The 23,546-nt window shown below is 41.6% G+C and carries 20 protein-coding genes; 7 read left to right on the forward strand and 13 right to left on the reverse strand.

Annotated elements, in window-relative coordinates:
- Nucleotides 1–5 precede the first annotated feature (5 nt).
- Nucleotides 6–1,019, forward strand: a complete 1,014-nt coding sequence (gene hemB, locus LZP46_RS11295) for a porphobilinogen synthase (RefSeq protein WP_236093876.1) — start codon at nt 6–8, stop codon at nt 1,017–1,019.
- A 14-nt stretch (nt 1,020–1,033) separates the two neighbouring features.
- Nucleotides 1,034–2,152, forward strand: a complete 1,119-nt coding sequence (gene thiO / locus LZP46_RS11300; RefSeq protein ID WP_236093877.1) for a glycine oxidase ThiO — start codon at nt 1,034–1,036, stop codon at nt 2,150–2,152.
- A 20-nt stretch (nt 2,153–2,172) separates the two neighbouring features.
- On the opposite strand, the gene LZP46_RS11305 is transcribed toward thiO, so the two are convergent.
- Together LZP46_RS11305 and LZP46_RS11310 are read right to left on the reverse strand one after the other, a co-directional pair.
- Nucleotides 2,173–3,090 carry a TIGR01777 family oxidoreductase gene (locus LZP46_RS11305; RefSeq protein ID WP_236093878.1) on the reverse strand — a complete coding sequence of 306 codons (918 nt, stop codon included), beginning with the start codon at nt 3,088–3,090 and terminating at the stop codon, nt 2,173–2,175.
- Between the two features lie 136 nt (nt 3,091–3,226).
- Nucleotides 3,227–3,673 (reverse strand): ABZJ_00895 family protein, encoded by a 447-nt coding sequence (locus tag LZP46_RS11310; protein ID WP_236093879.1) that lies wholly within the window; start codon nt 3,671–3,673, stop codon nt 3,227–3,229.
- A 481-nt stretch (nt 3,674–4,154) separates the two neighbouring features.
- Between LZP46_RS11310 and LZP46_RS11315 the strand changes: the two genes are divergently transcribed.
- Both LZP46_RS11315 and LZP46_RS11320 read left to right on the forward strand, forming a co-directional pair.
- Nucleotides 4,155–5,405, forward strand: a complete 1,251-nt coding sequence (locus LZP46_RS11315; RefSeq protein ID WP_236093880.1) for an exonuclease SbcCD subunit D — start codon at nt 4,155–4,157, stop codon at nt 5,403–5,405.
- 9 nt (nt 5,406–5,414) lie between these two features.
- Nucleotides 5,415–9,026 (forward strand): AAA family ATPase, encoded by a 3,612-nt coding sequence (locus tag LZP46_RS11320; RefSeq protein WP_236093881.1) that lies wholly within the window; start codon nt 5,415–5,417, stop codon nt 9,024–9,026.
- A 774-nt stretch (nt 9,027–9,800) separates the two neighbouring features.
- Here LZP46_RS11320 and LZP46_RS11325 read toward each other — a convergent pair.
- On the reverse strand, nt 9,801–10,490 hold the full coding sequence (locus LZP46_RS11325) for a YggS family pyridoxal phosphate-dependent enzyme (protein WP_236093882.1): 690 nt from the start codon (nt 10,488–10,490) through the stop codon (nt 9,801–9,803).
- 124 nt (nt 10,491–10,614) lie between these two features.
- Between LZP46_RS11325 and LZP46_RS11330 the strand changes: the two genes are divergently transcribed.
- Nucleotides 10,615–11,652: a type IV pilus twitching motility protein PilT gene (locus tag LZP46_RS11330; RefSeq protein WP_019838292.1), complete on the forward strand. Its 1,038-nt coding sequence runs from the start codon at nt 10,615–10,617 to the stop codon at nt 11,650–11,652.
- Nucleotides 11,653–11,673: 21 nt separating this feature from the next.
- Nucleotides 11,674–12,792: a PilT/PilU family type 4a pilus ATPase gene (locus tag LZP46_RS11335; protein WP_236093883.1), complete on the forward strand. Its 1,119-nt coding sequence runs from the start codon at nt 11,674–11,676 to the stop codon at nt 12,790–12,792.
- Nucleotides 12,793–12,864: 72 nt separating this feature from the next.
- Here the strand turns inward: LZP46_RS11335 and fur are convergent, their stop codons facing one another.
- The gene (fur, locus tag LZP46_RS11340; RefSeq protein ID WP_004975325.1) at nt 12,865–13,302 is read right to left on the reverse strand and encodes a ferric iron uptake transcriptional regulator; all 438 of its coding nucleotides are present in this window, start codon (nt 13,300–13,302) and stop codon (nt 12,865–12,867) included.
- 118 nt (nt 13,303–13,420) lie between these two features.
- On the opposite strand from fur, the gene LZP46_RS11345 reads away from it, so the two are divergent.
- Complete coding sequence (locus LZP46_RS11345) at nt 13,421–13,819, forward strand: outer membrane protein assembly factor BamE (protein ID WP_178318246.1); 399 nt, start codon at nt 13,421–13,423, stop codon at nt 13,817–13,819.
- Nucleotides 13,820–13,875: 56 nt separating this feature from the next.
- Here LZP46_RS11345 and LZP46_RS11350 read toward each other — a convergent pair whose 3' ends face one another.
- The 9 genes from LZP46_RS11350 to LZP46_RS11390 form a co-directional block, all read right to left on the reverse strand.
- Nucleotides 13,876–14,196 (reverse strand): RnfH family protein, encoded by a 321-nt coding sequence (locus LZP46_RS11350; RefSeq protein ID WP_236093884.1) that lies wholly within the window; start codon nt 14,194–14,196, stop codon nt 13,876–13,878.
- On the reverse strand, nt 14,193–15,278 hold the full coding sequence (locus tag LZP46_RS11355) for a hypothetical protein (RefSeq protein ID WP_236093885.1): 1,086 nt from the start codon (nt 15,276–15,278) through the stop codon (nt 14,193–14,195). The genes LZP46_RS11350 and LZP46_RS11355 overlap by 4 nt, the downstream gene beginning before the upstream one ends.
- A 189-nt stretch (nt 15,279–15,467) precedes the next feature.
- The gene (locus LZP46_RS11360; protein ID WP_236093886.1) at nt 15,468–15,923 is read right to left on the reverse strand and encodes a bacteriohemerythrin; all 456 of its coding nucleotides are present in this window, start codon (nt 15,921–15,923) and stop codon (nt 15,468–15,470) included.
- A 365-nt stretch (nt 15,924–16,288) separates the two neighbouring features.
- On the reverse strand, nt 16,289–17,137 hold the full coding sequence (locus LZP46_RS11365; protein ID WP_236093887.1) for a class II glutamine amidotransferase: 849 nt from the start codon (nt 17,135–17,137) through the stop codon (nt 16,289–16,291).
- A 148-nt stretch (nt 17,138–17,285) separates the two neighbouring features.
- Nucleotides 17,286–18,086, reverse strand: coding sequence for a GNAT family N-acetyltransferase (locus tag LZP46_RS11370; RefSeq protein WP_236095215.1), 801 nt, complete (start codon nt 18,084–18,086; stop codon nt 17,286–17,288).
- A gap of 209 nt (nt 18,087–18,295) precedes the next feature.
- Complete coding sequence (gene argB / locus LZP46_RS11375; protein WP_236093888.1) at nt 18,296–19,201, reverse strand: acetylglutamate kinase; 906 nt, start codon at nt 19,199–19,201, stop codon at nt 18,296–18,298.
- A 10-nt stretch (nt 19,202–19,211) separates the two neighbouring features.
- Entirely contained in the window at nt 19,212–20,654 is a 1,443-nt protein-coding gene (locus tag LZP46_RS11380; RefSeq protein ID WP_236093889.1) for a phosphomannomutase/phosphoglucomutase, read from the reverse strand.
- 220 nt (nt 20,655–20,874) lie between these two features.
- Nucleotides 20,875–21,327 (reverse strand): dUTP diphosphatase, encoded by a 453-nt coding sequence (gene dut, locus LZP46_RS11385; protein WP_004975307.1) that lies wholly within the window; start codon nt 21,325–21,327, stop codon nt 20,875–20,877.
- 91 nt (nt 21,328–21,418) lie between these two features.
- Nucleotides 21,419–23,458, reverse strand: a complete 2,040-nt coding sequence (locus LZP46_RS11390) for a UvrD-helicase domain-containing protein (protein WP_019838281.1) — start codon at nt 23,456–23,458, stop codon at nt 21,419–21,421.
- Nucleotides 23,459–23,546: the final 88 nt, after the last annotated feature.

Here is a 23,546-nt window from a genome sequence, read left to right on the forward strand (position 1 = left end):
TTTTTATGACCTATACGTTCAATCGCCCTGCATTTCCTGCCACTCGTATGCGTCGTATCCGTAAAAATGATCAATTACGCGCCATGGTTCGCGAAACTCACTTAAGCACAGATCACTTGATTTATCCTGTATTTGTTTTACCAGGACAAAATCAAACCCAAGATATTCCAAGCATGCCGAACATTCAGCGTTTATCGGCAGACCTTTTACTCAAAAAAGCCGAGCGTTTAATGCAGCTAGGTGTATCTAAACTGGCCTTATTTCCAGTCACGCCACAAGAAGATAAAAGCCTAAACGCAGAAGCAGCATGGCGTGAAGATGGCTTGGTGCAAAACACGCTACGTCTGCTGAAAAAAGAATTACCAGAAATGGTCTTAATTACCGATGGTGCACTCGACCCATACACCACGCATGGTCAAGATGGCATTATTGATGACACAGGCTATGTACTGAATGATGAAACCGTTGAATGTCTAATTAAACAGGCATTAAGCCATGCCGAAGCGGGTGCAGATGTCGTTGCGCCAAGTGATATGATGGATGGTCGTATTGGAGCGATTCGTCAGGCGCTCGAAAGCAACGGGCATATTTATACCTCTATCATGGCCTACTCTGCCAAATACGCCTCTAGCTTTTACGGTCCTTTCCGTGATGCCGTTGGTTCTTCGAGCAACCTGAAAGGCGGCAACAAATACAATTATCAAATGGATATTGGCAACCGTGCCGAAGCCTTGCATGAAATTGCACTGGATATTCAAGAAGGTGCAGACATGGTGATTGTAAAACCAGGCATGCCTTATTTAGACATTGTACGTGAAGTGAAAGATAACTTTGGTGTGCCCACCTTTGTTTATCAAGTGAGTGGTGAATACGCCATGCTTGCTGCAGCGATTCAAAATGGCTGGTTGTCGGACAGCGTGATTATTGAATCGCTAATGAGTTGCCGCCGGGCAGGTGCAGATGGTATTTGGACGTATTTTGCCGAAGAAGCTGCACTCAAACTAAAAGATATGGCATAAACTAGGCGACTTTCATGCACATCGCAATTATTGGTGCAGGCATCAGCGGTTTGTTGTCTGCACTCGAACTGGTAGAGCAAGGTTGCTCTATCAGTATTTTTGATCAACAACAGGCAGCACAAGCCGCATCATGGGCAGGTGGTGGAATTCTTTCTCCCATGTATCCGTGGCGTTATCCTCAAGCGGTCAATGACTTAGCTCAATTTGCCAAACCACAGTACCAAGCATGGAATGAAAAACTCAAACCCATCACAGGCATTGATTTTGAAATCCATGAAACAGGCATGCTGATTTTTGACGAAGATGATTTTGAAATTGGTTTAAATTATGCCGAGCGTCATCAGGAACCCATGCAGCAAGCCGAATATCTGAATCGGGAACAGCTCGAACAAATTAACCCGCATATCCATCCCAAATTTAAACAGGCTCTGTATTTTTCACAGCTTGCCAATGTACGCAATCCACGTTTATTACAATCGCTCACGCAGTATTTGAAACAACATCCGCGCGTGCGTTTTTTTGAACACTGTCCAATTCAACAATTTCAGATCATTGAAAATCGTATTCAAGCCATTCAAGCTGCCGATGGCCGTTTACATCAAGCCGATCATATCGTGCTTACAACAGGCGCATGGTCACAACAGTGGGCGGCACAACTGGGTTTACAGATTCCTATACAGCCTGTGCAAGGGCAAATCGTATTGTTTAAAACCCCAGCACAATGGTTACCCAGCATGTGCATGAACAAGGTCATGTACTTGATTCCACGTCAAGATGGGCATGTGCTTTGCGGTTCAAGTATGCGTCATGTTGGTTTTGACACCACACCAAACCCGCAAACCCAACAAGATATTTTAACGGCCTGTTTTGAAATGGTGCCTGAATTGGCACAATTCCCCATTGTGAAACAATGGGCAGGTTTACGTCCAGGCTCGCCTACAGGTGTGCCGTATATTGGCAAAGTACCAAACTTGAATAATGTTTGGGTGAATTTCGGACACTTCCGTAATGGCCTATGTATGGGCACTGCTTCAGCGCAGTTATTAAGACAACTCATGCTTGGGCAAGAGACAATTGTGGATCCTGCTGCTTATGATCCAAAGCAATTACAGCCCACCTCAATCTGTGCATAACACTCAGCATCATCCTCTATTCAAGTAGAGGATGATGCACCTAAACAAGCCGCTAGCGCCTGTTCAAGTTTTGGATATTGAAAACAATAACCCGCGTGTTCTAAGGCTTGGGGTTTGACATATTGCCCATTTAGCACCAATTGTGATTGCTCACCCAATAGCCAACGTAAGACAAAAGCACGTAACACAAAAAATGGACGACGTCTTAAAAGCCGAGCTGCAGTTTCGGCAAAGTCCTGCTGACTGGTTTTTTCAGGTGCAACTACATTCAGAATTTTGGCGTCTACCGGTTGCGTCATTAACCAGTGAATGATCTGTAAAACATCTTGTATATGCACCCATGCCACAGGCTGCCGTCCATGCCCAATCCGCCCGACAGCATTTAAACGAATTGGTAATAACATTTGCGGTAAAATGCCGCCACCGCGTCCAAACACCACGCCCAAGCGCATAATTTTGGTTTTTTGCTGACTGAAGCTTAATGCAGCCTGTTCCCATTGTTGGCACAACTGCGACATAAAAATATCTTGTGCCGCACTGTGCTCGGTACATACTGCTGACCATTGTTCCTGCGGGTCAATTCCGTAATACCCCACTGCCGAGCCTGAAATAATACACTTGGGGAAAATACGGCGCTTTTCAAGATATTGATATAAGTGCAGTGTGGTCTGAACTCGACTATCAAGCAATTTTTGTTTGCGTGCTGCTGTCCATCTGCCCTGCCCAATACTTTCTCCCGCCAAATTAATCACATAATCAATTTGGTCGGTGTCGAGTTCATCCAACTGCTGAATCCAGCGTAATTGTGGATGTTTGGATACTCGATTAGGCTGTCGGGTTAACCCCACCACCCGATAATCCTGTTGCAATAAAAATGGCAACAATTGTGAACCAATAAAACCACTTGCCCCTGTTACCAGTACCAAAGGTTTATGCATCTTCCAATCTCAGCATGATGAAAAATATAGTTTTAGCTATACGTGATTTAGACTGAATGTTCAAGTCTGAGCAAATCATCAGCACATAACTGATCATGTATATTTAAATAAAATCAGATATTAACAACTTCTTTTATCAGCCAAACATTTTCACTGCCATACGCTGTGCTTGTTTGCCATAAAACCAATAAGTCAGCAAATACAGTGGGATTGCAATCAATAAGAACATTATCACCACCACACTCATAAATTGTGGCTGTTGCAAATACTGTAAAAAATCTTGCCAAATGCTTGGGTTTTGGCGAGAGAATATGGCCAAACCTAATAATAAAAATGCCAAGTTATAGCCCCAAAAAATCAGGCTAAATCCTAAAGTAAATGTCTTGCGTTCCTTGTCATTCGGTGCGCGGCGTTGTTGTTTTAAAAACTTATACAGCACTAAAATCATGGCAACCAAATAAGGCACTGCAGTTAAAATCCCGCCCATACCCGCAGGTAACAATGCAGCCAATACGCCACAAATACAGGTCATCACAAAGCAATACAAGAAAAACCAGAGAAAATAACGGCTTAGCGATACCATGAAGATGACTCAGACAAAAGATTCAGCCTAGTATAAAAAAAATTGGTTTTTTTTTCATGAAATTGTCAACCGAATACAAAAGCCTGACGTTATATAGGCTACAAGGTCACAACAACCGTTAATGTGTATGGCATCCACAATATTTTCGGTGACCTGACTAAAGCAATAAATCGCATGCAGTCATGCTTTGAGCAGCAGCCCAAGCTTTACTGTATCGCAAGTTTTTCTTTGACCGACGATTTCATCATCACTCGAATCGTCGGTCTTTATTTTTTAAGGTCTTTTTTTAGCCTTTCTAGCATCAGTACTTTAACTCTCTATATTTTTCTATACAGATCGCGACAGATTTTATTTTCTCTTCTCTTTAAAATTTCTGCGACCTAAATTGTCGCTTTAAAAGCAGAAAACTGGTTTTTTGCCGCAGTGTTGCGCTCAGTTATGTTAAGTTATTGCATAATTCAACATCAAGATTGGAACACACATGGCTGTTCATTTTTTACATACGTCTGATTGGCATTTGGGACAATTTTTCCATCACCATGAACGTGAATATGAACATACTGAATTTTTGAATTGGCTCTTAACTCAAATTAAAAGCAAACAGCCGAATGCCCTGCTCATTGCAGGCGATATTTTTGATGTAGTTAATCCTGCTTCGAGCGCTCAAAAACAACTCTACCAATTCCTTACCGATGCGCATGTGCTTGCTCCACACATGCAAACCTTAATGATTGCAGGCAATCATGACTCTGGGTATCGCATTGAGCAAGTTGAACCCTTTTTAGACCGCTTCAACGCCAAAGCTGTGGGCGTGATTGGTAAAACAGCCGAGCAAAAATTAGATTTAGATAAACTCCTAGTGCCTATTTATGACGCTGCGCAAAATATTGTGGCATGGTGTCTGACCCTGCCCTATTTACGCAGTGCAGAAATTACAGGTTTAAATGAACATAGCAGTGACAATCAATCTGCGGTTGCTTACTTACATCAACAACTGATTGCAGAAGCCAAAGCCCGTAAACAACCCGATCAAGCCCTGATTTTAATGTCACATGCACACATGCAAGGTGGCGAAACTTCCGACTCAGAACGCCCAATTGTAGTGGGGAATGAAGAAGCCTTATCGACTGCGCTGTTTGATGAGGTGATTGACTATGTCGCACTCGGACACTTACACAAACCGCAACAGGTCGGACAGCCACACATTCGCTATAGCGGCTCACCCATTCCCTTATCATTTAGCGAGCTGAATTATAAACACCAAGTCCTTGAAGTTAGGATTGATCCATTACAGGCAGATGCACAGCGTTTCCAATATGAAAGCTTGCTTATTCCACGTACGGTAGAGCTGCTTCGGATTCGCTGTGAACTTTCTGAATTAATCACTAAACTTCATCAATTGCCAAAAGATGAAATTGCAGAAGTTTGCGCACGGCATTTTTTAGAAATTGAATATATCAGCGATGCCCCGCCACCCATTGATTTACGCCAACAAATTGAACAAGCACTGCCTGCCAACCGCTATCGTTTACTGCGCATTGCACGACGCTTTCAAAATAGTGAAAACTCGAACGTGCAACAATCAAAAATTGATTTAGAGCCGCCTACGCCTGAAAAATTATTTTTAGATTTATGGGAAAAAATGGGCTATCAACCTGACCCAGAAGTGAGCCAAGATTTTTTACAGCTTTTGGCCGAAGCCCAACAAGAACTTGATCAGAATAAAGCTTAAGGATTTGCCATGAAAATTTTACGTTTAAGTTTAAATAATTTGGCATCTTTGGCAGGCACGCATGTCATCAATTTTGAAGATGAGCCATTAGCACAGGCAGGTTTAATTGCAATTACGGGCAAAACGGGTGCAGGTAAATCGACTTTGCTGGATGCTATGTGTTTGGCACTTTATGATGAAATTCCACGTTTAAGAGGTGCTACAGGCAGTCTGACCGATACCGCAGGTAAAGAAATTTCTTTAAAAGATTCTAAACATATTTTACGTCGTGGTACGACTTCTGGCTTTGCAGAACTTGAATTTATCGCGCTCGATCAAAAACGCTATTCGGCACGTTGGCAAATTCGCCGTGCGCACAACAAAGTGGATGGCAACTTAAAAGTTGAACGTGCCATTACCTGTCTAGATGAGCAACGGGTTTTAAATCAAAGAATTTCTGAAGCTACGCCAATTGTAGAGCAGTTAATTGGCCTTAGCTTTGAGCAGTTCACTCGAGCAGTATTATTGGCACAATCGGAAGTCGGGGCATTTCTAAAAGCCAAAGACCATGAACGGGCAGATTTGCTTGAATATTTAACCAATTCGCAAATTTTTACCGAAGTCAGTAAACGTGCAGCCGTTAAATTTAGTGAAATTAAACAAAAACGGACAGATCTTGAAAATGTCATGGGGCATGTGGTGCTCCTCAGCGAGGAAACACTGAAAGGTTTAGAAGGCCAAAAACATGAGCTGAGTCAGCAGTTAGCTTTGTTGACCCAAACCGAAAAACTGTATGAAAATGATGTGAAATGGCACAAAGATTGCCATGAACTCTATGCCAGCACTCAAGCAAAAAAAGAAATATACGATGTTCAAGTCGATGCTGATCGTAAGCTCGCTTCACAAAAACAATTGCTCAAACATTTAGATGAATTTCAAACCATCCGAGAGCAATTTGTGTTACGTCAGCAAGCGGATACCGAGCTAAAAAACCTGAATCAGCAGCTTTTGAAATTTGAACCAAACTTGCAACAAGCTGAATACGCACAACAGCAAGCGATGAGTCAGCAACAGCAAGCGGAGAAAGAACTTGAGGCATGGCAGCACCATGTAGAGCAATTGAAACCACAACTTGAAATTGCGGCACAGATACAACATGAAATTTCCAGCAAACTCCAGCAATATACCGCTTTGGATGCCGCACAAAAATTATTTGTAGCGCAGCAAATTCAACCCGTACAAAATAATTTGAACCAACTGACGACTCAACTAGCCACTGAGCAACAACAACAGCAACACTTACAGCAGCAATTCAAACAGACTGCTGCATGGGCAAATTTTGATGAAAACTTAGCCCTTACGATGCAACGTTTACAAGATTATTTGCAGCTTGAACAGCAACTACGTCACCAAAACCCAACGCTGTTCCAATCTGCATTGGATGCTTTAATTGAGCAACAACAACATATACAACAACAACTTTTAGTTTGGGAAAAACAATATCAACACCCTGAACAACTTGAGCAACAACTCACGGCAGAGCAACAGCAATTACAACATGCTTTAAAGAGTATGCATGTTTTAGAGCGCATGCAACAAGCACTTGAACAATGGCAACAACAGACCACCTTATTTGAGCAGTTACAATTGCGTCAGCAAGAAACTTTAAGTCTGCAACAGCAGACACAAACTCAAATTCAAACCCAACAGCAGCAAGTGCAAATTGCTGAACAAGCCTTGCAACAATTACAGCAGATTTTTGAACAACAGCGTTTATTGCAGCATCAAAGTGTGCAGGATTTACGCGCCCAATTAAAACCGAATGAAGCGTGTATGGTGTGTGGCAGCCTTGAACATCCGTTTATTCAACATGAAAACTTACTCAGTGATGCTTTAAACCAATTGCAGGATCAGCAATTGCAGCAAGCCAAAACTGAATTTGAGCATGCACAAAAACAGTTACAGCAATTGGAGCGTGATTGCAGCCAATACAATGCAACTTATCAGCAACAACAACAACGTAGTCTTGAGCTGCAACAGCAACTTGAGCAGCAGCAGACATTGGTACAACAGCTTACAGCATCCTTATCTCTAGATGTGGATGCGGCGCTGCCTGTTGCAAAGCAAATTGAACACGTGCAACAACATTGGGCAACAACACATCAGTCCACTCAACACTTGCAGCAGAGCATTCAACAGGCAAACGACACCCTAAAACTATGGCGCATTGCTGCACAGCAGGCAGAACAACTCAAATATGCCATTCAGCAACGCCAAGACCTCGCTCAGCGTTTGCAGCCTATTTTGTCACTTTTGGATACAGAGCAAAGAAACGCTTGGCTCAATCAACCAATTGAGTACTATCAACATGCCTTGCAACAGTTAGAGCAACGTCACCACTTACAGCAGCAGCAAGTTCAACTGAGCAAAACGATAGAACAACTGACTCAACAACAGCAGCAAGTGCAAGAAAAGTTGCTATTTTTACAACAGCAACATGCCGAGAAAACCCTACAACTGCAGCATATTAAAACTGCAGGAAGTGAGCTGCGTGATCAAATCAAGCAACTCACAAGAACTCATGCAGGATGTGAATATCAGACCTATCAAGAATGGCGGCAGGCTTTAGATCAGCAACAACAGCAACTCAGTCTTGCACTTAGCACACAACGAACTGTGCTTAACCAAGCGGAGCAGTTGTTAAAAGACTTACAACTACAAAAACATGGTTTGGACAGTAAAATTCAACAGCGCATGCAGCAACACACTGAATGCCAGCAACACATTGCAACGTGGCAAGTGGCACACACGCACTTTCAGGCCAGCGTCATTGATGACTGTTTAAAGATTTCTTATGCTGAACATCAGCAAATACGCAAGATGCTACAGCAACAGCAAAACAGTTTGGAAAGTGCCAAAACGGCTTGGCAAACGTTAGAAGAACAATATCAAAAGCACTTAAAACAACAGCCGCAACTGAGTTTTGACGAAGTCACTACTCAACTGGCAGCGCTGCAAACAGACAAAGCCAAACAACAGCAAGACTATAATGACATTGAGGCGCAGTTACGCCTGAATCGCACCAATCAGGGGATTTTTGCTACCTACCAGACTCAAATTGAAAATATCAAAGCTGAAGAATATCGTTGGGGACGTATTTACGATTTAATTGGGCATAAAGAAGGGACAAAATTTAAGAAAATTGCCCAAGAACATCACTTGGATATTTTGGTGGAATACGCCAATCAGCAATTGCTACCACTGAGTTCGCGTTATCAATTGCATCGTATTCCAGACAGTTTAGGTTTAGCGATTATTGATTTAGATATGAACAGTGAAATTCGCCCTGTCCTGTCTTTATCAGGTGGAGAAACCTTTTTGGTTTCTTTAGCTTTGGCACTGGCAATTGCCAATATGGCATCTGGCTCAATGAAACTGGAATCGCTATTTATTGATGAAGGCTTTGGCACTCTCGACCCGACTTCCTTGCACATGGTGATGAATGCCTTAGACCATCTGCAAAGTCAGGGACGTAAAGTGGTGCTGATTTCGCATATTCAGGAAATGCACGAACGAATTCCTGTGCAAATTCAAGTCAAACCAGTGGGTGCAGGGGCAAGTGAAGTCAATGTGGTGGGTTAAAGCCAATACTGCCTAAAATCTGAAGATTATTTGTCGATTGAAGAATTATTGAGATGACTGTGAGATTTCAGATTTTAGGCTTCCATGAAGTTGTATTGAATTTATTTTAAAATCACACACACTTTAAGTACTTAATTTTATGGATATAAAAACGATTATTCTCTTTGCTGTATTGCCCAGTTTAAGTATTATTTTTCTCACATGGTTAATACGTTTCCCTAAACCTTGGGTTTTTAAAGCGGTTTTAATTTTTGAAATCATTCTCACCGTCTGCACTTTAGTCATTGAGTTGGATGCAAGAAAAACACCTGGAAATAGCGGTTGGACCATCATTTTCACAGGCTTCTTTCAGTTCTGTTTTTTGTTATTTTTACTAATAGCACGTATTCGAATCTGGATAGAGAATAAATCTTGAATGTCTACTTCACCTATTTACTGGACGGAAGTGGCGCTTTCTAAAAATAGTGAAGGTCATTAAAAATAATCTACACAAGCCAAAACTTTGACAACTTTACAGCATACAAAACTAAAAAAGCCTCGACATCCTGTCGAGGCTTTCTAGATTCAGTTTTTGGTATAACTCCTGTCGTACCAAGCACTTCCGTGTTGTTCTATTTCTTATTCTTCTTATTTAGGAAACTCCTTGTTTCCCGATAAGTTCATAATAAGAAAAACCAGCCTTCAGCACTAGCCGCAAAATTCCGCATTTCGTGTCAGCCAAAACGTACAAGATAATTTTGCAAAATCTTGGCAGATTCTTTGTTCATCTAGCAATTAAGCCTGGGAATAGTCACGTGCGCCAAACAATGCTGTACCAATCCGTACCATAGTTGAACCTGCTGCAATTGCAGCATTTAAATCGCCCGACATGCCCATACTCAAAGTATCCCAATCTTCAGGCTGTGCATGTTGTGTCTTAACTGCATCAAACAATTGTTTGGCATCTTGAAAAGCTTGAGGATGATTAGGTGCAGGAATCACCATCAAACCGCGTAGTTTTAAATGCGGTAGTTGACTGATCTGTCGGACTAATTCTGCAACTTCAGTTGGGTGGCAACCATCCTTCGTGTCTTGCGCATCAATATTCACTTGCAAACAAATATTCAGTGGCGCTTGCTGAGCATCGCGCTGATTCGATAAACGCTCTGCAATAATCAAACGATCTACCCCATGCACCCATGCAAACTTTTCTGCCAAATGCTTGGTTTTATTGCGTTGCACATGCCCAATAAAGTGCCATTCAATTTCTAAGTCGCTCAAGGCCTGCATTTTATCCAAAGCTTCTTGCAAATAATTTTCGCCAAAAGCGCGCTGCCCTGTCGCATACATTTCACGCAAGGCTTCACTCGGATGAGTCTTAGACACCGCCAACAATTGCACCGTATATGGCTCGCGCTGCGCCAAATGGCATGCCTGTTGAATTTGTTGCAAAACCTGAGTGCGCATAAGCTGCAGATTATTCATTGATGCATTTCTCATTTCATTCATCTTTTTTTAGCTTGTCCAGCAACTAACAGTTGGTTAAGCTGATGGAAAGCCGTATTATTCTATCAAAATAATTAAGATTTAATTGATCTCGGGGACTTTCATGGATATTACAGAATTATTGGCGTTCTCCGCTAAAAATGGCGCTTCGGATTTACACTTATCTGCGGGTATGCCACCACTGATTCGTGTGGATGGTGAAGTTCGTCGTATTAACTTACCTGCATTAGAACATAAAGAAGTACACAAATTGGTGTACGACATTATGAATGATAAACAACGTCGTGATTATGAAGAAAATTTAGAAACGGACTTTTCTTTTGAAGTGCCTGGCGTGGCTCGTTTCCGTGTGAACGCATTTAACCAAAACCGCGGTGCAGGTGCAGTATTCCGTACCATTCCTTCAAAAGTTTTGACCCTTGAAGATTTAGGCATGGGACAAATCTTTAAAGATATTTGTGAATATCCACGCGGTTTGGTTTTGGTGACAGGCCCAACGGGTTCAGGTAAATCGACCACACTTGCCGCGATGATTGACTTTATTAATGACAATCGCTACGACCATATTCTGACCGTCGAAGACCCAATCGAATTTGTACACCAATCTAAAAAATGTTTGGTCAACCAACGTGAAGTACACCGTGATACGCATGGCTTTAACGAAGCATTACGTTCGGCACTGCGTGAAGACCCTGACATTATTCTAGTAGGTGAGATGCGTGACTTAGAAACCATTCGGTTGGCACTGACGGCTGCGGAAACAGGTCACTTAGTATTTGGTACGCTACATACCACCTCTGCAGCAAAAACCATTGACCGTGTAATTGACGTATTCCCTGCCGAAGAAAAAGACATGGTACGCGCCATGTTATCTGAATCTTTACAAGCCGTCATTTCACAATCCCTGCTCAAGAAAAATGGCGGTGGCCGTGTAGCAGCGCATGAAATCATGATTGGTATTCCTGCGGTGCGAAACTTGATTCGTGAAAATAAAGTAGCTCAAATGTACTCGGCAATTCAGACAGGTGCCAACTACGGTATGACTACCCTCGACCAGAGTTTGAAGAACTTGGTATCGCGCGGTGTGATTAGCCCACAAACGGCTCGAACGGTTGCAAAACAACCTGAATCATTCTTATAAGTTTAAAATTCGAGATACGCGATGGACTTTAATGATTTATTGAATTTAATGATTCAGCAACAAGCATCAGACTTGTTTATTACAGCCGATGTTGAACCTTCCATGAAAATTCATGGACAAATTGTACCTGTGGCAAAAAGTAAGCTCTCAGGTGAAATTGTCGGTCAGCTGCTTAACTCAATTATGAGTGAAAAACAGCGCAAGGAATTTGCTGAAACCCGTGAATGTAACTTTGCGATCACCAACCGTGAAAAAACAGCACGTTTTCGTGTCAGCGCATTCCAGCAACGTGATGAGCCGGGCATGGTACTCCGTCGGATTGAAACCAAAATCCCAACTATGGATGACTTGAAACTTCCTCCTATTCTCAAAGATTTGGCGATGACCAAACGTGGCATCATCATTTTTGTAGGCGCAACGGGTACTGGTAAATCGACTTCTTTGGCGTCTATTATTGGTTACCGCAACCAAAACTCTAAAGGTCATATCATCACCATTGAAGACCCGATTGAATTTGTGCATGAACATGCGGGCTGTATTATTACCCAACGTGAAGTCGGGATTGATACCGATTCCTTTGAAATTGCGTTAAAAAACACCTTGCGTCAAGCGCCTGATGTGATTCTAATTGGTGAGATTCGTTCCCGCGAAACCATGGATTATGCCATTGCCTTTGCCGAAACAGGTCACTTGGTATTTGCCACCCTACACGCCAACAACGCTAACCAAGCAATTGACCGTATTATTCACTTCTTTGAAGCAGACCGTCATAACCAGTTGTTCATGGATTTATCGCTAAACCTGAAAGCAATTGTGGCACAGCAGTTAATTCCAACCATTGATGGCAACTCACGTCGTGCTGCGATTGAAATTTTAATTAACTCACCACTGATTGCAGATTTAATCCGTAAAGGTGATGTGCACGAAATTAAAGACCTGATGAAGCGTTCACGTGAGTTGGGTATGCAAACCTTTGACCAAGCGTTATACGATCTTTATAAAGCCAAACAAATTAGCTACAAAGATGCACTTAAACACGCCGACTCGCCAAACGATTTGCGTCTACAAATCAAACTTGCAGAAGAAGGTGGCGAGCGCTTGTTACATGCAACTTCGAATATTACCTTCGATGGGCAATAACATCACAACAACGCTTAAACACAAACAAAATAGGCTTCCATACGCAAGCTTATTTTTTATGCTTACAGCAAATTATTTCTTGCGTAAGGCTTCACGACATTCTGGCGCATCACAATAACCATATAAATTCAGCGAGTGCCCTGTGAGCTCAAAACCAAATTTTTCAGCTACATCATGCTGTTCTTTTTCAATGGTATCGTTAATAAATTCAACCACTTTGCTACAGTTCAAGCAAACCAAGTGGTCGTGGTGATCTTCCTGCATAATTTCAAACACAGAATGATTGTTCTCAAAATTATGACGCTCAATAATGCCTGCAGCTTCAAACTGTGTTAACACACGATACACAGTTGCTAAACCCACATCTTCACCCTGATCGAGTAAAGTTTTGTAGATATCTTCTGCACTTAAATGATGTTGTTTTGAATTTTCTAATAATTCTAAGATTTTAATTCGTGGAAGGGTAACTTTAAGTCCAGCTTTGCGTAATTCTTGATTTGAAATAGGCATGAAAAAAGGTCTCTCAACAAAATTAAAGTTGGAATATGCAACAAAGTTAAGATGCAGTATGATCTAACACTGGATCAAGATCAAATGCATCATAATTAATTTGGGATAGTGTAGCAAAATGCAAAAAATCATGTTGACGTTATTGGTCACTTCACTGCTCGCAGGCTGTTCGACCTTGGGCGTTTATAAAGTCGATATTCCACAGGGTACACCATTAACCCAAGCTCAAGCGTCTAAAGTCCAAGTCGGTATGAGTCATCAACAAGTCCGCTTTTTGCTGGGCAGTCCAACCATCGCCGATCCGATGAATCCATTACGTTGGGACTACATTTACAACTATATCCCAGGAACTTATGCTAAAAAAGCCAAGATCCCTGCCGCGCATGGTCAGCATTTGAAAATCTTTTTCAATCCAAATGGTATTGTAGAAAAAGTTGAAGGCTTGGAAACGATTCCAGAATCTCAACCAGGTCTACCAGGATCGAAAGAAGCGATTCTCAACGCGCCACCACTATAGCCGCTTTAGAATAAAAAGAAACCCCTCACTGAAATTCATCTGAGGGGTTTTTTAAATCATTGCAATTGTCTCAAGCGATTGCTTTTGGCATAACGCCCTACTGGGTTCTTTGCGGCACGTTTACGACGAATATCTTTCGGATTAATGGTCAAAGCACGATAAATCTCAACCCGATCACCTGCTTGTAATACATGCTGCGGCTCAACCCGTACGCCAAAAACACCCACCATCAACGGTTCAGGCAATGTCGTTGCTGTTGCAATTCCACTTTGCTGAATTGCATCCAAAACAGTCATGCCCTGCTGAAATGCAACTGTCATATGCCATTGTTGTTCGGGTGTGGCATAGGCCACCCAAACCTGTGCCATTTGACTCATGCGAACCACTGTCCAATTAACGCCACCATTGCCACTACGATAGATACAGGCAACACCACACGTACCGCAATACGCCAAATGTTATAAAAGGCTTCACTGCTAAAGTTCATGGCTTTACGCAGATGGCTGATTTTCATAATCCAGCCTGCAAAAATAGCGTAAATCAAACAAATGACTAGGCCCCAGAGCAACAAGGCAAAATTAAATACTGGACGAATGGCAGGAATTGCCCAAACCAAAGTTGCTGCAGTCAATACAATCCACTGAATCGCAACCGCCATTTGACGTTGTGCTAATTGTTCACGTGCCAATTGCAATAAAACCGCTGCTGCTGCAACAGTTGCCACCACCAAAGCCAACGCTGGAATTTGTGCCTGCACGGCAAAGAATGCAAAAGCAAAGACTGCCAATAGCTGAGCAATCCAAATTGGCAATACCGTTGCGGTTGCTGCAGATTGTTGCTGTGCTTGCGGCAAACTGGTTTGCCAGTACAAGCCCATACCTAAACCACTGGCCACCAAAGCCAAAACAGTTGCACTACCCCATTCGCTAAACTCAATTGAAGTGACTTGCCATGCAGGAAGTTCTGAACCCATCACCATCGATAAAACCAAAGCCACCACAACAGCAACAGCGGTACATAGCAATAAAATTTGACGCGGCACTAATGACAATGTCAGTGCTAAAACAGCCACAATCAAAAACAAGACATGACTAGGCAAGTCCGCAGCGGCATATTGATTTAAAATTTGCGCAGCATTAGACAACAAACCGCCTGCTAAAAATGGAATGAACACCACTGCAAGCCAGCCCACCAAACGCCATTTTTGAGAGGCATCGGCATCACGAGTTAAACTTGAAAGTGCTTGTAATGCTGTCGTTTTTGAGCGTTTGGCTAAGGCAATTTCCAAATAAGTGATCGGTAATGCCAAAATCAGCATGGTTGCTAACCACAATAACCAAAAGTCGAGCTGACGCTCAACTTGAATACCTGTCATTGGTGCGAGTGTAGCAATAATAATGAATGATAAACCAAATGCCATCAGCGGCGATAACCATCGTGACATAGCATTGTCCTGCATGACGCTGTCCTAATAAAAATCTAGGTCTATTTTGCCTTTGTCATCAAGGAAAAGCAAAACCTCAAAAAGAAAAAAGCAAACTGTCTGAGAGGCTGCTAACACTCCATCTATTGATGATAGTGTCAGCAACTCCTCTAGTTTGCTGCGCAAATTTATAATTGTTATTCTTTCATTTTTTTGGCTTCAGACTTATGAGAAGAAACGTGCGAACCAGCCTTTACCTTTTTTCTTCTCGTTTTCTTTAATAATGCCCATCATATTCTCTTTTACAGCCCCTACATAATCGGCGTCATCGTGTTGAATATGATTAATTAACCATTGTGATAAGACTTCATGCAATTCACCTTCAATGGATTGCCCCATTTCGAAACGATCACGATAAGACTCAATTTTTTTAATAAATAAATCATGCACTCGTTTATGTGGCACGCGGTATTTATAACCAGCTTCTTCTTGTAAAGATTCTTCAAAGGTAAAATGCGACTGGGTATAGTCAATAATATTATCTAAAATCTGCTTTATACGTGCTCGATCAGTACCATCGCTAATTTCAACAATTTCATTAATGTAATCGAGGATACGTCTATGCTGATCGTCAATCACATCGATACCAGTGTTGTATTCTGGAACCCATTTCATCTTCATACGACCACCTTACAGAAATAAATGAATAATCACACTGTGGAATAGTAGCAGTATTTCCCTTAAATAAAAATGAAGTGAATTGGTAGGGATTCATCAAAACCACAAAAAACAAACATAACCAATTGATTTACATTAGACCTCATGCGAAAGTATACTTTTGTCTAATTTTTGAATCGCCTAAAACTCATAAAATATAGCTTTTGGCTGCTTAAAATTGACTAACGCAAGAAGTCTATTAAAAACAATAGCAATACCCGACCAAAAGAATCGATGATTAATTAATCAATTCACACATTTTTATTCTTGATTTTATGAAAATACACCTAAATAAAATGAATATTTTTCACATATACGACTCGGACTGATTAATATTGATCAGCTTTGGTCATCCGCCTTAGTTCAGGATTTAAACGCTCACGTTCCAATCGCGCAATATGTGTCATTTGGGTTTTAATTGGGCGTCCATGTTGAAATAAAATCATTTCACCTGGTTGAAATGCAGTCCATGTTTCATTTTGAGTCAAAGGTTCGGTGGTAATCACCGCCACACAATCCTCTGCTGTGGTGACTTGGCTAAAATCGACCTCAACATCTAAATCAATTAATTGTGCAGGTTGAAATGGATAAGCGCGTACTAACCAATGTAATTTGGTCACTGCATAACTAAATAATGCCTGACCATTAGACAAACAAAAATTAAAAGTGCCATGTTCTGCAATTGTAGGAGAAATTTCGACTAATAGATCAAAAACTTGTGTCAGGCTAGGTTCATCATAACCAAAACGATTTACCAATTGATCTAACAAATAACAAAATGCTCGTTCACTGTCGGTATTGCCCACAGGAGTAAATCGGCCTGATAAGCGTGGATAAAAGTCATGTAAATCGCCATTATGGGCAAAAATCCACTCGCGTCCCCACAACTCACGACTAAACGGATGCGAATTTTCTAAATTAATTTTGCCTTGTGTCGCTTTACGAATATGGGCAATCACATTACGCGATTTGATGGGATAGTTGCGGATCAATTCTGCAATGGGTGATTCTACTGCAGATTGGTTATCAACAAATAAACGACAAGCTTTATCTTCAAAAAAAGCAATTCCGAAGCCATCAGAATGGTCTGAGGTGATTCCTGCGCGCTGCGAAAATCCCCGAAATGAAAAGGTAATATCGGTAGGTGTGGCACAATTCATTCCAAGCAACTGACACATAAGGCCTTATCTTTATACAAATAATGAAATTATCTGATTATTGTGCATCAGCCATGTAGATAATTCAAATCTGAAAAATATAATTAGATTTCTACATCACCATTCTATAAATATGCAGTGCTGTAGAAATCTCTATTTCATCACGAGGTTATGATGCTTTTACTTTCTTTTGGCGAATAAAATGCTTTGCCATCTGTTTCACATCTAACAAAACAAAATAGTCCAAACAGTTAAAATCACGATCGTAAAATGCTTGTTCAGACAACTTGGCATTCATTTTCAGGTAAACATCAAACAATTTAGGAATTCGTTCATCTTGGCTAAAACTGTGACTCGGGCAACTTGGCTCAAACGGCTGCTGTGACTGAATATCGCAGCGCTGATTTTCTGCCAATTGCTGAATCACTTGATGAGTATGATAAGCCCGCGCTTCATTGCCTTCTAAACGAATACTGACACAGCCAATCAGGTGTTTGGCACGCATTTCCCATAACACTTTCGGTACTAGATTTAGCCATAAAATAGAGAGTGTTTTGCCTGAACGATAACGTGGATGCACACAAGTACGCCCCATTTCGACAATATTCGAGAGATGGCCTAACTCATCTATAATTTTAAACTCTTGAGCGCTATAACTATTCGCAAGGTCATGCCCTTGCCAAAGTTTTAAACGGGTATAGGCAACAATTTCGCCCGTAGATTTATCTCGAAGTACGGCGTGTTCACAGCCAAAATCGTACAAGTCCTGATCTAAACCTGATTCAAATTCAATGCCAAATTGCTTTGAAAATTGTTTTGCACGAAAACGCTGTACTTCTTGTAGTTGCTTTAAATTTTCAACCCATTCAAACGCATATTGCGTAGCTTTGCTGTTTTTTTTCTGAGCTTTACCCACTTTAACCATAGGAAAGCTAAACTGCTGACGATACTGATTTAATTTTTGTAGCATCATAGATACCTCATGTTTTCTCCTACACTAGGACAGCGACATGACACTATGATGACTGCGGTGTCACTGACTAAAATTTAAGATTTCAAGATCGCGACAAAGCTATTTCAAGGATGCTGAATCAAAAAAATTTTAGTTTTGTGCTCAAAGTCTTATACAAAAAAAAAGCTTCAATTGAGAAGCTCTTTTAAGGATCATCTTCTAAAGTTTCATTTACGCGTTTGGACACGGTTGGTAATTAATGTTCCTACACCATGATCTGTAAAGATTTCCAATAAAGTAGCATGTGGCACACGACCATCGACAATATGTGCGCTGATCACACCACCCTTGACTGCATCCAAAGCACAACCCACTTTGGGAATCATGCCACCGTAAATCACACCTGTATCAATTAAACGATCCACTTCCTGAGTGGTCAAACCGGTTAACAGTTTTTTATTTTCGTCTAATACACCCGAAATATTGGTCAGCAAAATTAACTTTTCAGCCCCCAATGCTTCAGCAACTTTACCTGCGACCAAATCGGCATTGATGTTATAAGTATTGCCTGCATCATCGACACCCAAAGGTGCAATCACTGGAATAAAGTCACTGCTGGTAAACATTTCCAACACATCGGTTTTGACACCCACCACTTCACCCACCAAGCCAAGGTCAATCTGTTGTACTTCGCCTGTTTCAGTGGTTTTTTGCATCAATAATTTCTGCGCGCGAATCAAGTTACCATCTTTACCCGTCAAACCAATGGCACGACCGCCATGTTGGTTAATTAAATTGACGATAGATTTATTGACGCTCCCGCCCAAAACCATCTCTACAACTTCCATGGTCGCAGGATCGGTGACACGCATACCATCAATACGGTCAGACTCACGTCCCAATTGCTTGAGCATAGAATCCACTTGTGGGCCACCACCATGAACCACAATTGGGTTTAAGCCCACGGTTTTTAACAACACAATATCGCGAGCAAAAGAACTTTCTAGCTCAGGATCGGTCATGGCATTGCCACCATATTTCACAACAAGGGTCTTGCCCGCAAAACGTTGAATATACGGCAAAGCTTCGGTCAAAATTTGCGCTTTGTCGATACCAGTCTGTTGATGTGGCATTCGCCTCTCCTTATTGAGCATCTAAAATGTCTTGGGCGATTTCAGGATATCGCTCACTTAACATGGAAACAAATGTATCGCGAATATCATTCAGTCGTGATGGATTATCGGCATCAAAACGCACTGTAAAATATTCGCCTGTATTAGATGCTCGAATAATGCCAAATCCATCTTCAAAATCAAGTCTTACACCATCTATTTTACTTAATTCTGCCCCACTGCGATGGCTATAACTTTCAACATCATTTAAAACCATACTCGGTTCAATATTACGTGTGCTGATATAAGTGTCTTCGGTGCAGCAACGCTCAGGGTATTTCTGCATCAGTGCTGAAAGACTGCTGTAAGAACTATGGCTTAAATATTCCAGCACGCGCAAGGCGGCGTAAATACCATCGTCATAGCCAAAACCACGTCCATCATTAAATACATAATGTCCCGCGTATTCGCCACCAAACACTGCTTTGTTTTGTGACTGAGCCAAATAACGACGTAAGAAGGTGCTACCTGTACGAATCATCACTGGTTCGCCACCCAAATCACGTACGGTATTGCGTACCATGGTGGAGCATTTTACATCAAACACCACTTGATGCTGAGGATGGGTTTTTAAGCACATTTCTGCAAATAAGGACAACAAGCGATCGGCAGAAAGCACATTTGCACGTTCATCCAACAAGACGACACGGTCACCATCGCCATCTAAAGCAATGCCAATGTCTGCCTGATGTTTACGCACCGCAGTTTTTAAATGCTGTAAGTGTTTTTCTTGAGATGGATCGGGTGCATGCTCTGGAAAATGACCATTGGCTTCGCAGCGTAAAGAAATTACCTCACAACCCATCTTTTGCAACACCAGAGCAGCACAATGCCCAGCCGAGCCATACATCCCATCCAACACAACTTTATAAGTGCGTGCCAGATGCAGGTCTTGCAACATCGCATTTTGATATTGCTGACACGCATCTTCAATAAATTCATGAGAGATATTGTCAGCTTGTTGTAATTCAAGGAATGTTGTTGCATCGGTATTTAAATAATGTGGTGCTGCATCGTGTGCCACTTGTTGAATCATTTCAGGGCTTGGCGGTTTGCCCTGTACTATCCATTTAATGCCGTTGTCTGATTTTGGATTGTGACTAGCCGTAAGCATAATGCCATTGCCTGCCGTAAGTCGTGCCATAAAATACAGCATGGGGCTAGAACAACAACCCACCATCTTTACTTGAAATTGATGGGCAAGAAAGACTTGGCGCACAATTTCAGCATAAGTAGGACTATTTAAACGCGCATCATAACCAATACTAATTTGAGTTTGCTTTTGTTGTTGATATTGTTGCACCAATCCTTGTGCAATCGCGTTTATCAATTTCACAGTCAGCACAGTTTCTTTGCCACGTATGTCGTAAGCGCGAAAAATATGCTGTGGAAAAAGTGTTTGTGGATTGTTCATAGGCTTACAACTACAAAGATGAACCAACATAAAATAAATAAATCTTGGCTCGAGATATTTTGAAAATTCTAATTAGATTTTTTAATAGATGTGCAATGGTCTCATCAGAGCTAGTGATTTACTTGTCATTATTAGTTCATCTTTCGTTACTTTTCAAGAATTGCTGGTAAAGTTTCAGGTAAAACCTTACCAAACGATATAGGCTGAAACCTAAGTAAACTTAGTTTTTGCCCGTATGCCCAAAACCACCTGCACCACGTTCGGTGGCAACAAATTCATCTACTTGTTCAAACTTGGCCTGTACCACAGGAACCAAAACGTATTGCGCTAAACGCTCACCAGGTTCTAGACTAAATGCTGTTTGGCTACGGTTCCACACCGAAACCATCAACTCACCCTGATAATCTGAATCAATCAAACCCACCAAGTTACCTAACACGATGCCATGTTTGTGACCCAAGCCTGAACGCGGCAAAATCATGCCTGCAAAACCTGTATCTTGAATATAAATCGCTAAACCTGTTTTGACCAATACAGTTTGACCTGGCTCAATCACGGTGCTGCTGTCTACACAAGCACGTAAGTCCAAACCTGCCGAACCTGCAGTTGCATAAGTTGGCATTGGCCATTCTGTACCTAAACGTGAATCTAAGACTTTAACTTGAACTTTCATGAGGTTTATCCTGTTTTAAATTTTCAATGTAATTTCGATTTTCGATGTGCCCTTTGATGCTGTACTTGCATCAACACCCCCTGAATGTTTTTCAGCGCTTAATCAGGGCACGTAAATTTTCCAAATAATGCTGTGCCTGTAATTTAGGATCGACATCACCGGCTAACTTTTTCTTACGTCCGAGCCATTCCAATTCATCTTGTGGTAATTCATCCAAAAAACGACTTGGGGTCATCTGTTTCATTTGCCCACCTGCTTTGCGCTGTTCTGCCAAAGTAATGGTTAAGCCCTGACGTGCACGAGTAATCCCCACGTACATCAAACGGCGTTCTTCCTCGACAGTATCTGCCACAATCGAGTTTTTATGCGGTAAAAGCTCTTCTTCCAAACCAATCAAATACACGTACGGAAATTCCAAGCCTTTGGACGCATGCAGGGTCAATAAATTGACTTTATCAGTGTCTTCTTCTTCCTGTTGCTGTTCGAGCATATCGAGCAGCACCATTTTACGAATCACACTTTCAATATTCTTTTCATCGACATCTTCAGCACGGTTAATCAAACTTTGGATGCTGCTATACAGAACTTCAATATTATCTAGCTTGGTTTTTTCCTGCGCAGGGGTGGCTGCTTGCTCTTTAATGTAGTCGATATAACCTGCTTCGAGCATCATTTGACGGATGATTGGCACAGGCTCATCATCTTCCAATAAATTACGGGTAAAATTACCAATAAAATCTGCAAACTCTGCCAACTGTGTCGTGGCTTTTTTCGGAATTGCCATCGTCAGACGCTGATCACCTGCGGCAGCCAATAATGACAAATGGTTTTCTTGTGCAAACAGCCCTAATTTTTCCAAAGTCACAGGGCCAATCGCACGTTTAGGCGTATTAATAATGCGTAAGAATGCGCTGTCATCTTCAGGGTTAATAATCAAACGCAAATAACTCATGATGTCTTTGATTTCAGCACGCGCGAAGAATGACTGACCACCTGAAAGCTTGTACGGAATTTGCATTTGGCGTAATTGGGTTTCCAAAATGCGCGCCTGAAAGTTACCACGATACAAAATCGCATAATCTTTCCAGCTTTTACCGTTCATTAACTTATGGGTGAGTAAGTCTTTCACCACGCGTTCTGATTCATCATCATCGTTTCGGCAAGTGATCACCCGAATCACTTCACCATGACCTTTATCTGACCAGAGTTTTTTATCAAAAATATGTGGATTATTACCAATAACAGTGTTGGCTGCTTTTAAAATACGACTAGTCGAGCGATAGTTTTGCTCAAGTTTAATCACTTTTAAATTTGGAAAATCGTCTTTCAGTAAGGCCATATTTTCAGGCTTCGCACCGCGCCACGCGTAAATCGATTGGTCGTCATCACCTACCGCAGTAAACTGCCCCATCACACCTACAAGTAATTTCACCAAGATATATTGTGCGGTATTGGTATCCTGATACTCATCGACCAATAAATAACGAACACGGTTTTGCCACTTGTCACGCACTTCGGCATTTTCTTGCAAAAGCCGTGTCGGCATTACAATTAAATCATCAAAATCTACCGCGTTATAGGCACGTAAATTACGTTCATAAAGTTGATATAAATGTGCAAATTGGATGTCTTCTGGCGTTTCGCAGGTGGTATGCGCCTGCTCTGGTGCAATCAGATCATTTTTCCAGTCTGAAATCATCTTCATGGCTTTGGCAATCAATTCTTTGCTTTCTGCACCCGACAAATTATCGCGGTGCATTAAATCCATCAAAATACGTTTGCAGTCATCGGCATCTAAAATAGAGAAGTTGGCTTTTAACGGCGTGTGTTTTAATTCAAAACGTAATAAGTTCAGACCAAATGTGTGGAAAGTCGAAACCGATAATCCTTTAGCTTCTTCACGTGACAACAATTTGGTCACACGCTCTTTCATTTCTCGTGCTGCTTTATTGGTAAAAGTCATCGCTGTAATACGATGCGCAGGAATCCCGCAATGCTTAACCAAATAGGCAATTTTTCGGGTAATCACCGAAGTTTTACCTGAACCCGCCCCTGCAAGCACTAACAAGGGTCCTTGAGTGTATTTCATCGCTTCAAGTTGCTTGTCGTTTAACTGACTTGCCAGTGACATAGTATTTCCTCTATTTCGGTTCGAGCTTGATTATAGTCATCTCAGCCTAAGATGACTAATCTAAAATGCTGCTTTCAACGTCATTGTC

It is taken from the genome of Acinetobacter sp. SCLZS86 (assembly GCF_021560715.1).
Taxonomy (GTDB): Bacteria; Pseudomonadota; Gammaproteobacteria; order Pseudomonadales; family Moraxellaceae; genus Acinetobacter; species Acinetobacter towneri_A.

What these genes read in the sequence shown, in the direction of transcription:
- hemB (WP_236093876.1), top strand. Translation starts at nt 6, where the DNA reads ATGACCTATACGTTCAATCGCCCTGCATTTCCTGCCACTCGTATGCGT.
- thiO (WP_236093877.1), top strand. Translation starts at nt 1,034, where the DNA reads ATGCACATCGCAATTATTGGTGCAGGCATCAGCGGTTTGTTGTCTGCA.
- LZP46_RS11305 (WP_236093878.1), bottom strand. Translation starts at nt 3,090, where the DNA reads ATGCATAAACCTTTGGTACTGGTAACAGGGGCAAGTGGTTTTATTGGT.
- LZP46_RS11310 (WP_236093879.1), bottom strand. Translation starts at nt 3,673, where the DNA reads ATGGTATCGCTAAGCCGTTATTTTCTCTGGTTTTTCTTGTATTGCTTT.
- LZP46_RS11315 (WP_236093880.1), top strand. Translation starts at nt 4,155, where the DNA reads ATGGCTGTTCATTTTTTACATACGTCTGATTGGCATTTGGGACAATTT.
- LZP46_RS11320 (WP_236093881.1), top strand. Translation starts at nt 5,415, where the DNA reads ATGAAAATTTTACGTTTAAGTTTAAATAATTTGGCATCTTTGGCAGGC.
- LZP46_RS11325 (WP_236093882.1), bottom strand. Translation starts at nt 10,490, where the DNA reads ATGAATAATCTGCAGCTTATGCGCACTCAGGTTTTGCAACAAATTCAA.
- LZP46_RS11330 (WP_019838292.1), top strand. Translation starts at nt 10,615, where the DNA reads ATGGATATTACAGAATTATTGGCGTTCTCCGCTAAAAATGGCGCTTCG.
- LZP46_RS11335 (WP_236093883.1), top strand. Translation starts at nt 11,674, where the DNA reads ATGGACTTTAATGATTTATTGAATTTAATGATTCAGCAACAAGCATCA.
- fur (WP_004975325.1), bottom strand. Translation starts at nt 13,302, where the DNA reads ATGCCTATTTCAAATCAAGAATTACGCAAAGCTGGACTTAAAGTTACC.
- LZP46_RS11345 (WP_178318246.1), top strand. Translation starts at nt 13,421, where the DNA reads ATGCAAAAAATCATGTTGACGTTATTGGTCACTTCACTGCTCGCAGGC.
- LZP46_RS11350 (WP_236093884.1), bottom strand. Translation starts at nt 14,196, where the DNA reads ATGAGTCAAATGGCACAGGTTTGGGTGGCCTATGCCACACCCGAACAA.
- LZP46_RS11355 (WP_236093885.1), bottom strand. Translation starts at nt 15,278, where the DNA reads ATGCAGGACAATGCTATGTCACGATGGTTATCGCCGCTGATGGCATTT.
- LZP46_RS11360 (WP_236093886.1), bottom strand. Translation starts at nt 15,923, where the DNA reads ATGAAGATGAAATGGGTTCCAGAATACAACACTGGTATCGATGTGATT.
- LZP46_RS11365 (WP_236093887.1), bottom strand. Translation starts at nt 17,137, where the DNA reads ATGTGTCAGTTGCTTGGAATGAATTGTGCCACACCTACCGATATTACC.
- LZP46_RS11370 (WP_236095215.1), bottom strand. Translation starts at nt 18,086, where the DNA reads ATGCTACAAAAATTAAATCAGTATCGTCAGCAGTTTAGCTTTCCTATG.
- argB (WP_236093888.1), bottom strand. Translation starts at nt 19,201, where the DNA reads ATGCCACATCAACAGACTGGTATCGACAAAGCGCAAATTTTGACCGAA.
- LZP46_RS11380 (WP_236093889.1), bottom strand. Translation starts at nt 20,654, where the DNA reads ATGAACAATCCACAAACACTTTTTCCACAGCATATTTTTCGCGCTTAC.
- dut (WP_004975307.1), bottom strand. Translation starts at nt 21,327, where the DNA reads ATGAAAGTTCAAGTTAAAGTCTTAGATTCACGTTTAGGTACAGAATGG.
- LZP46_RS11390 (WP_019838281.1), bottom strand. Translation starts at nt 23,458, where the DNA reads ATGTCACTGGCAAGTCAGTTAAACGACAAGCAACTTGAAGCGATGAAA.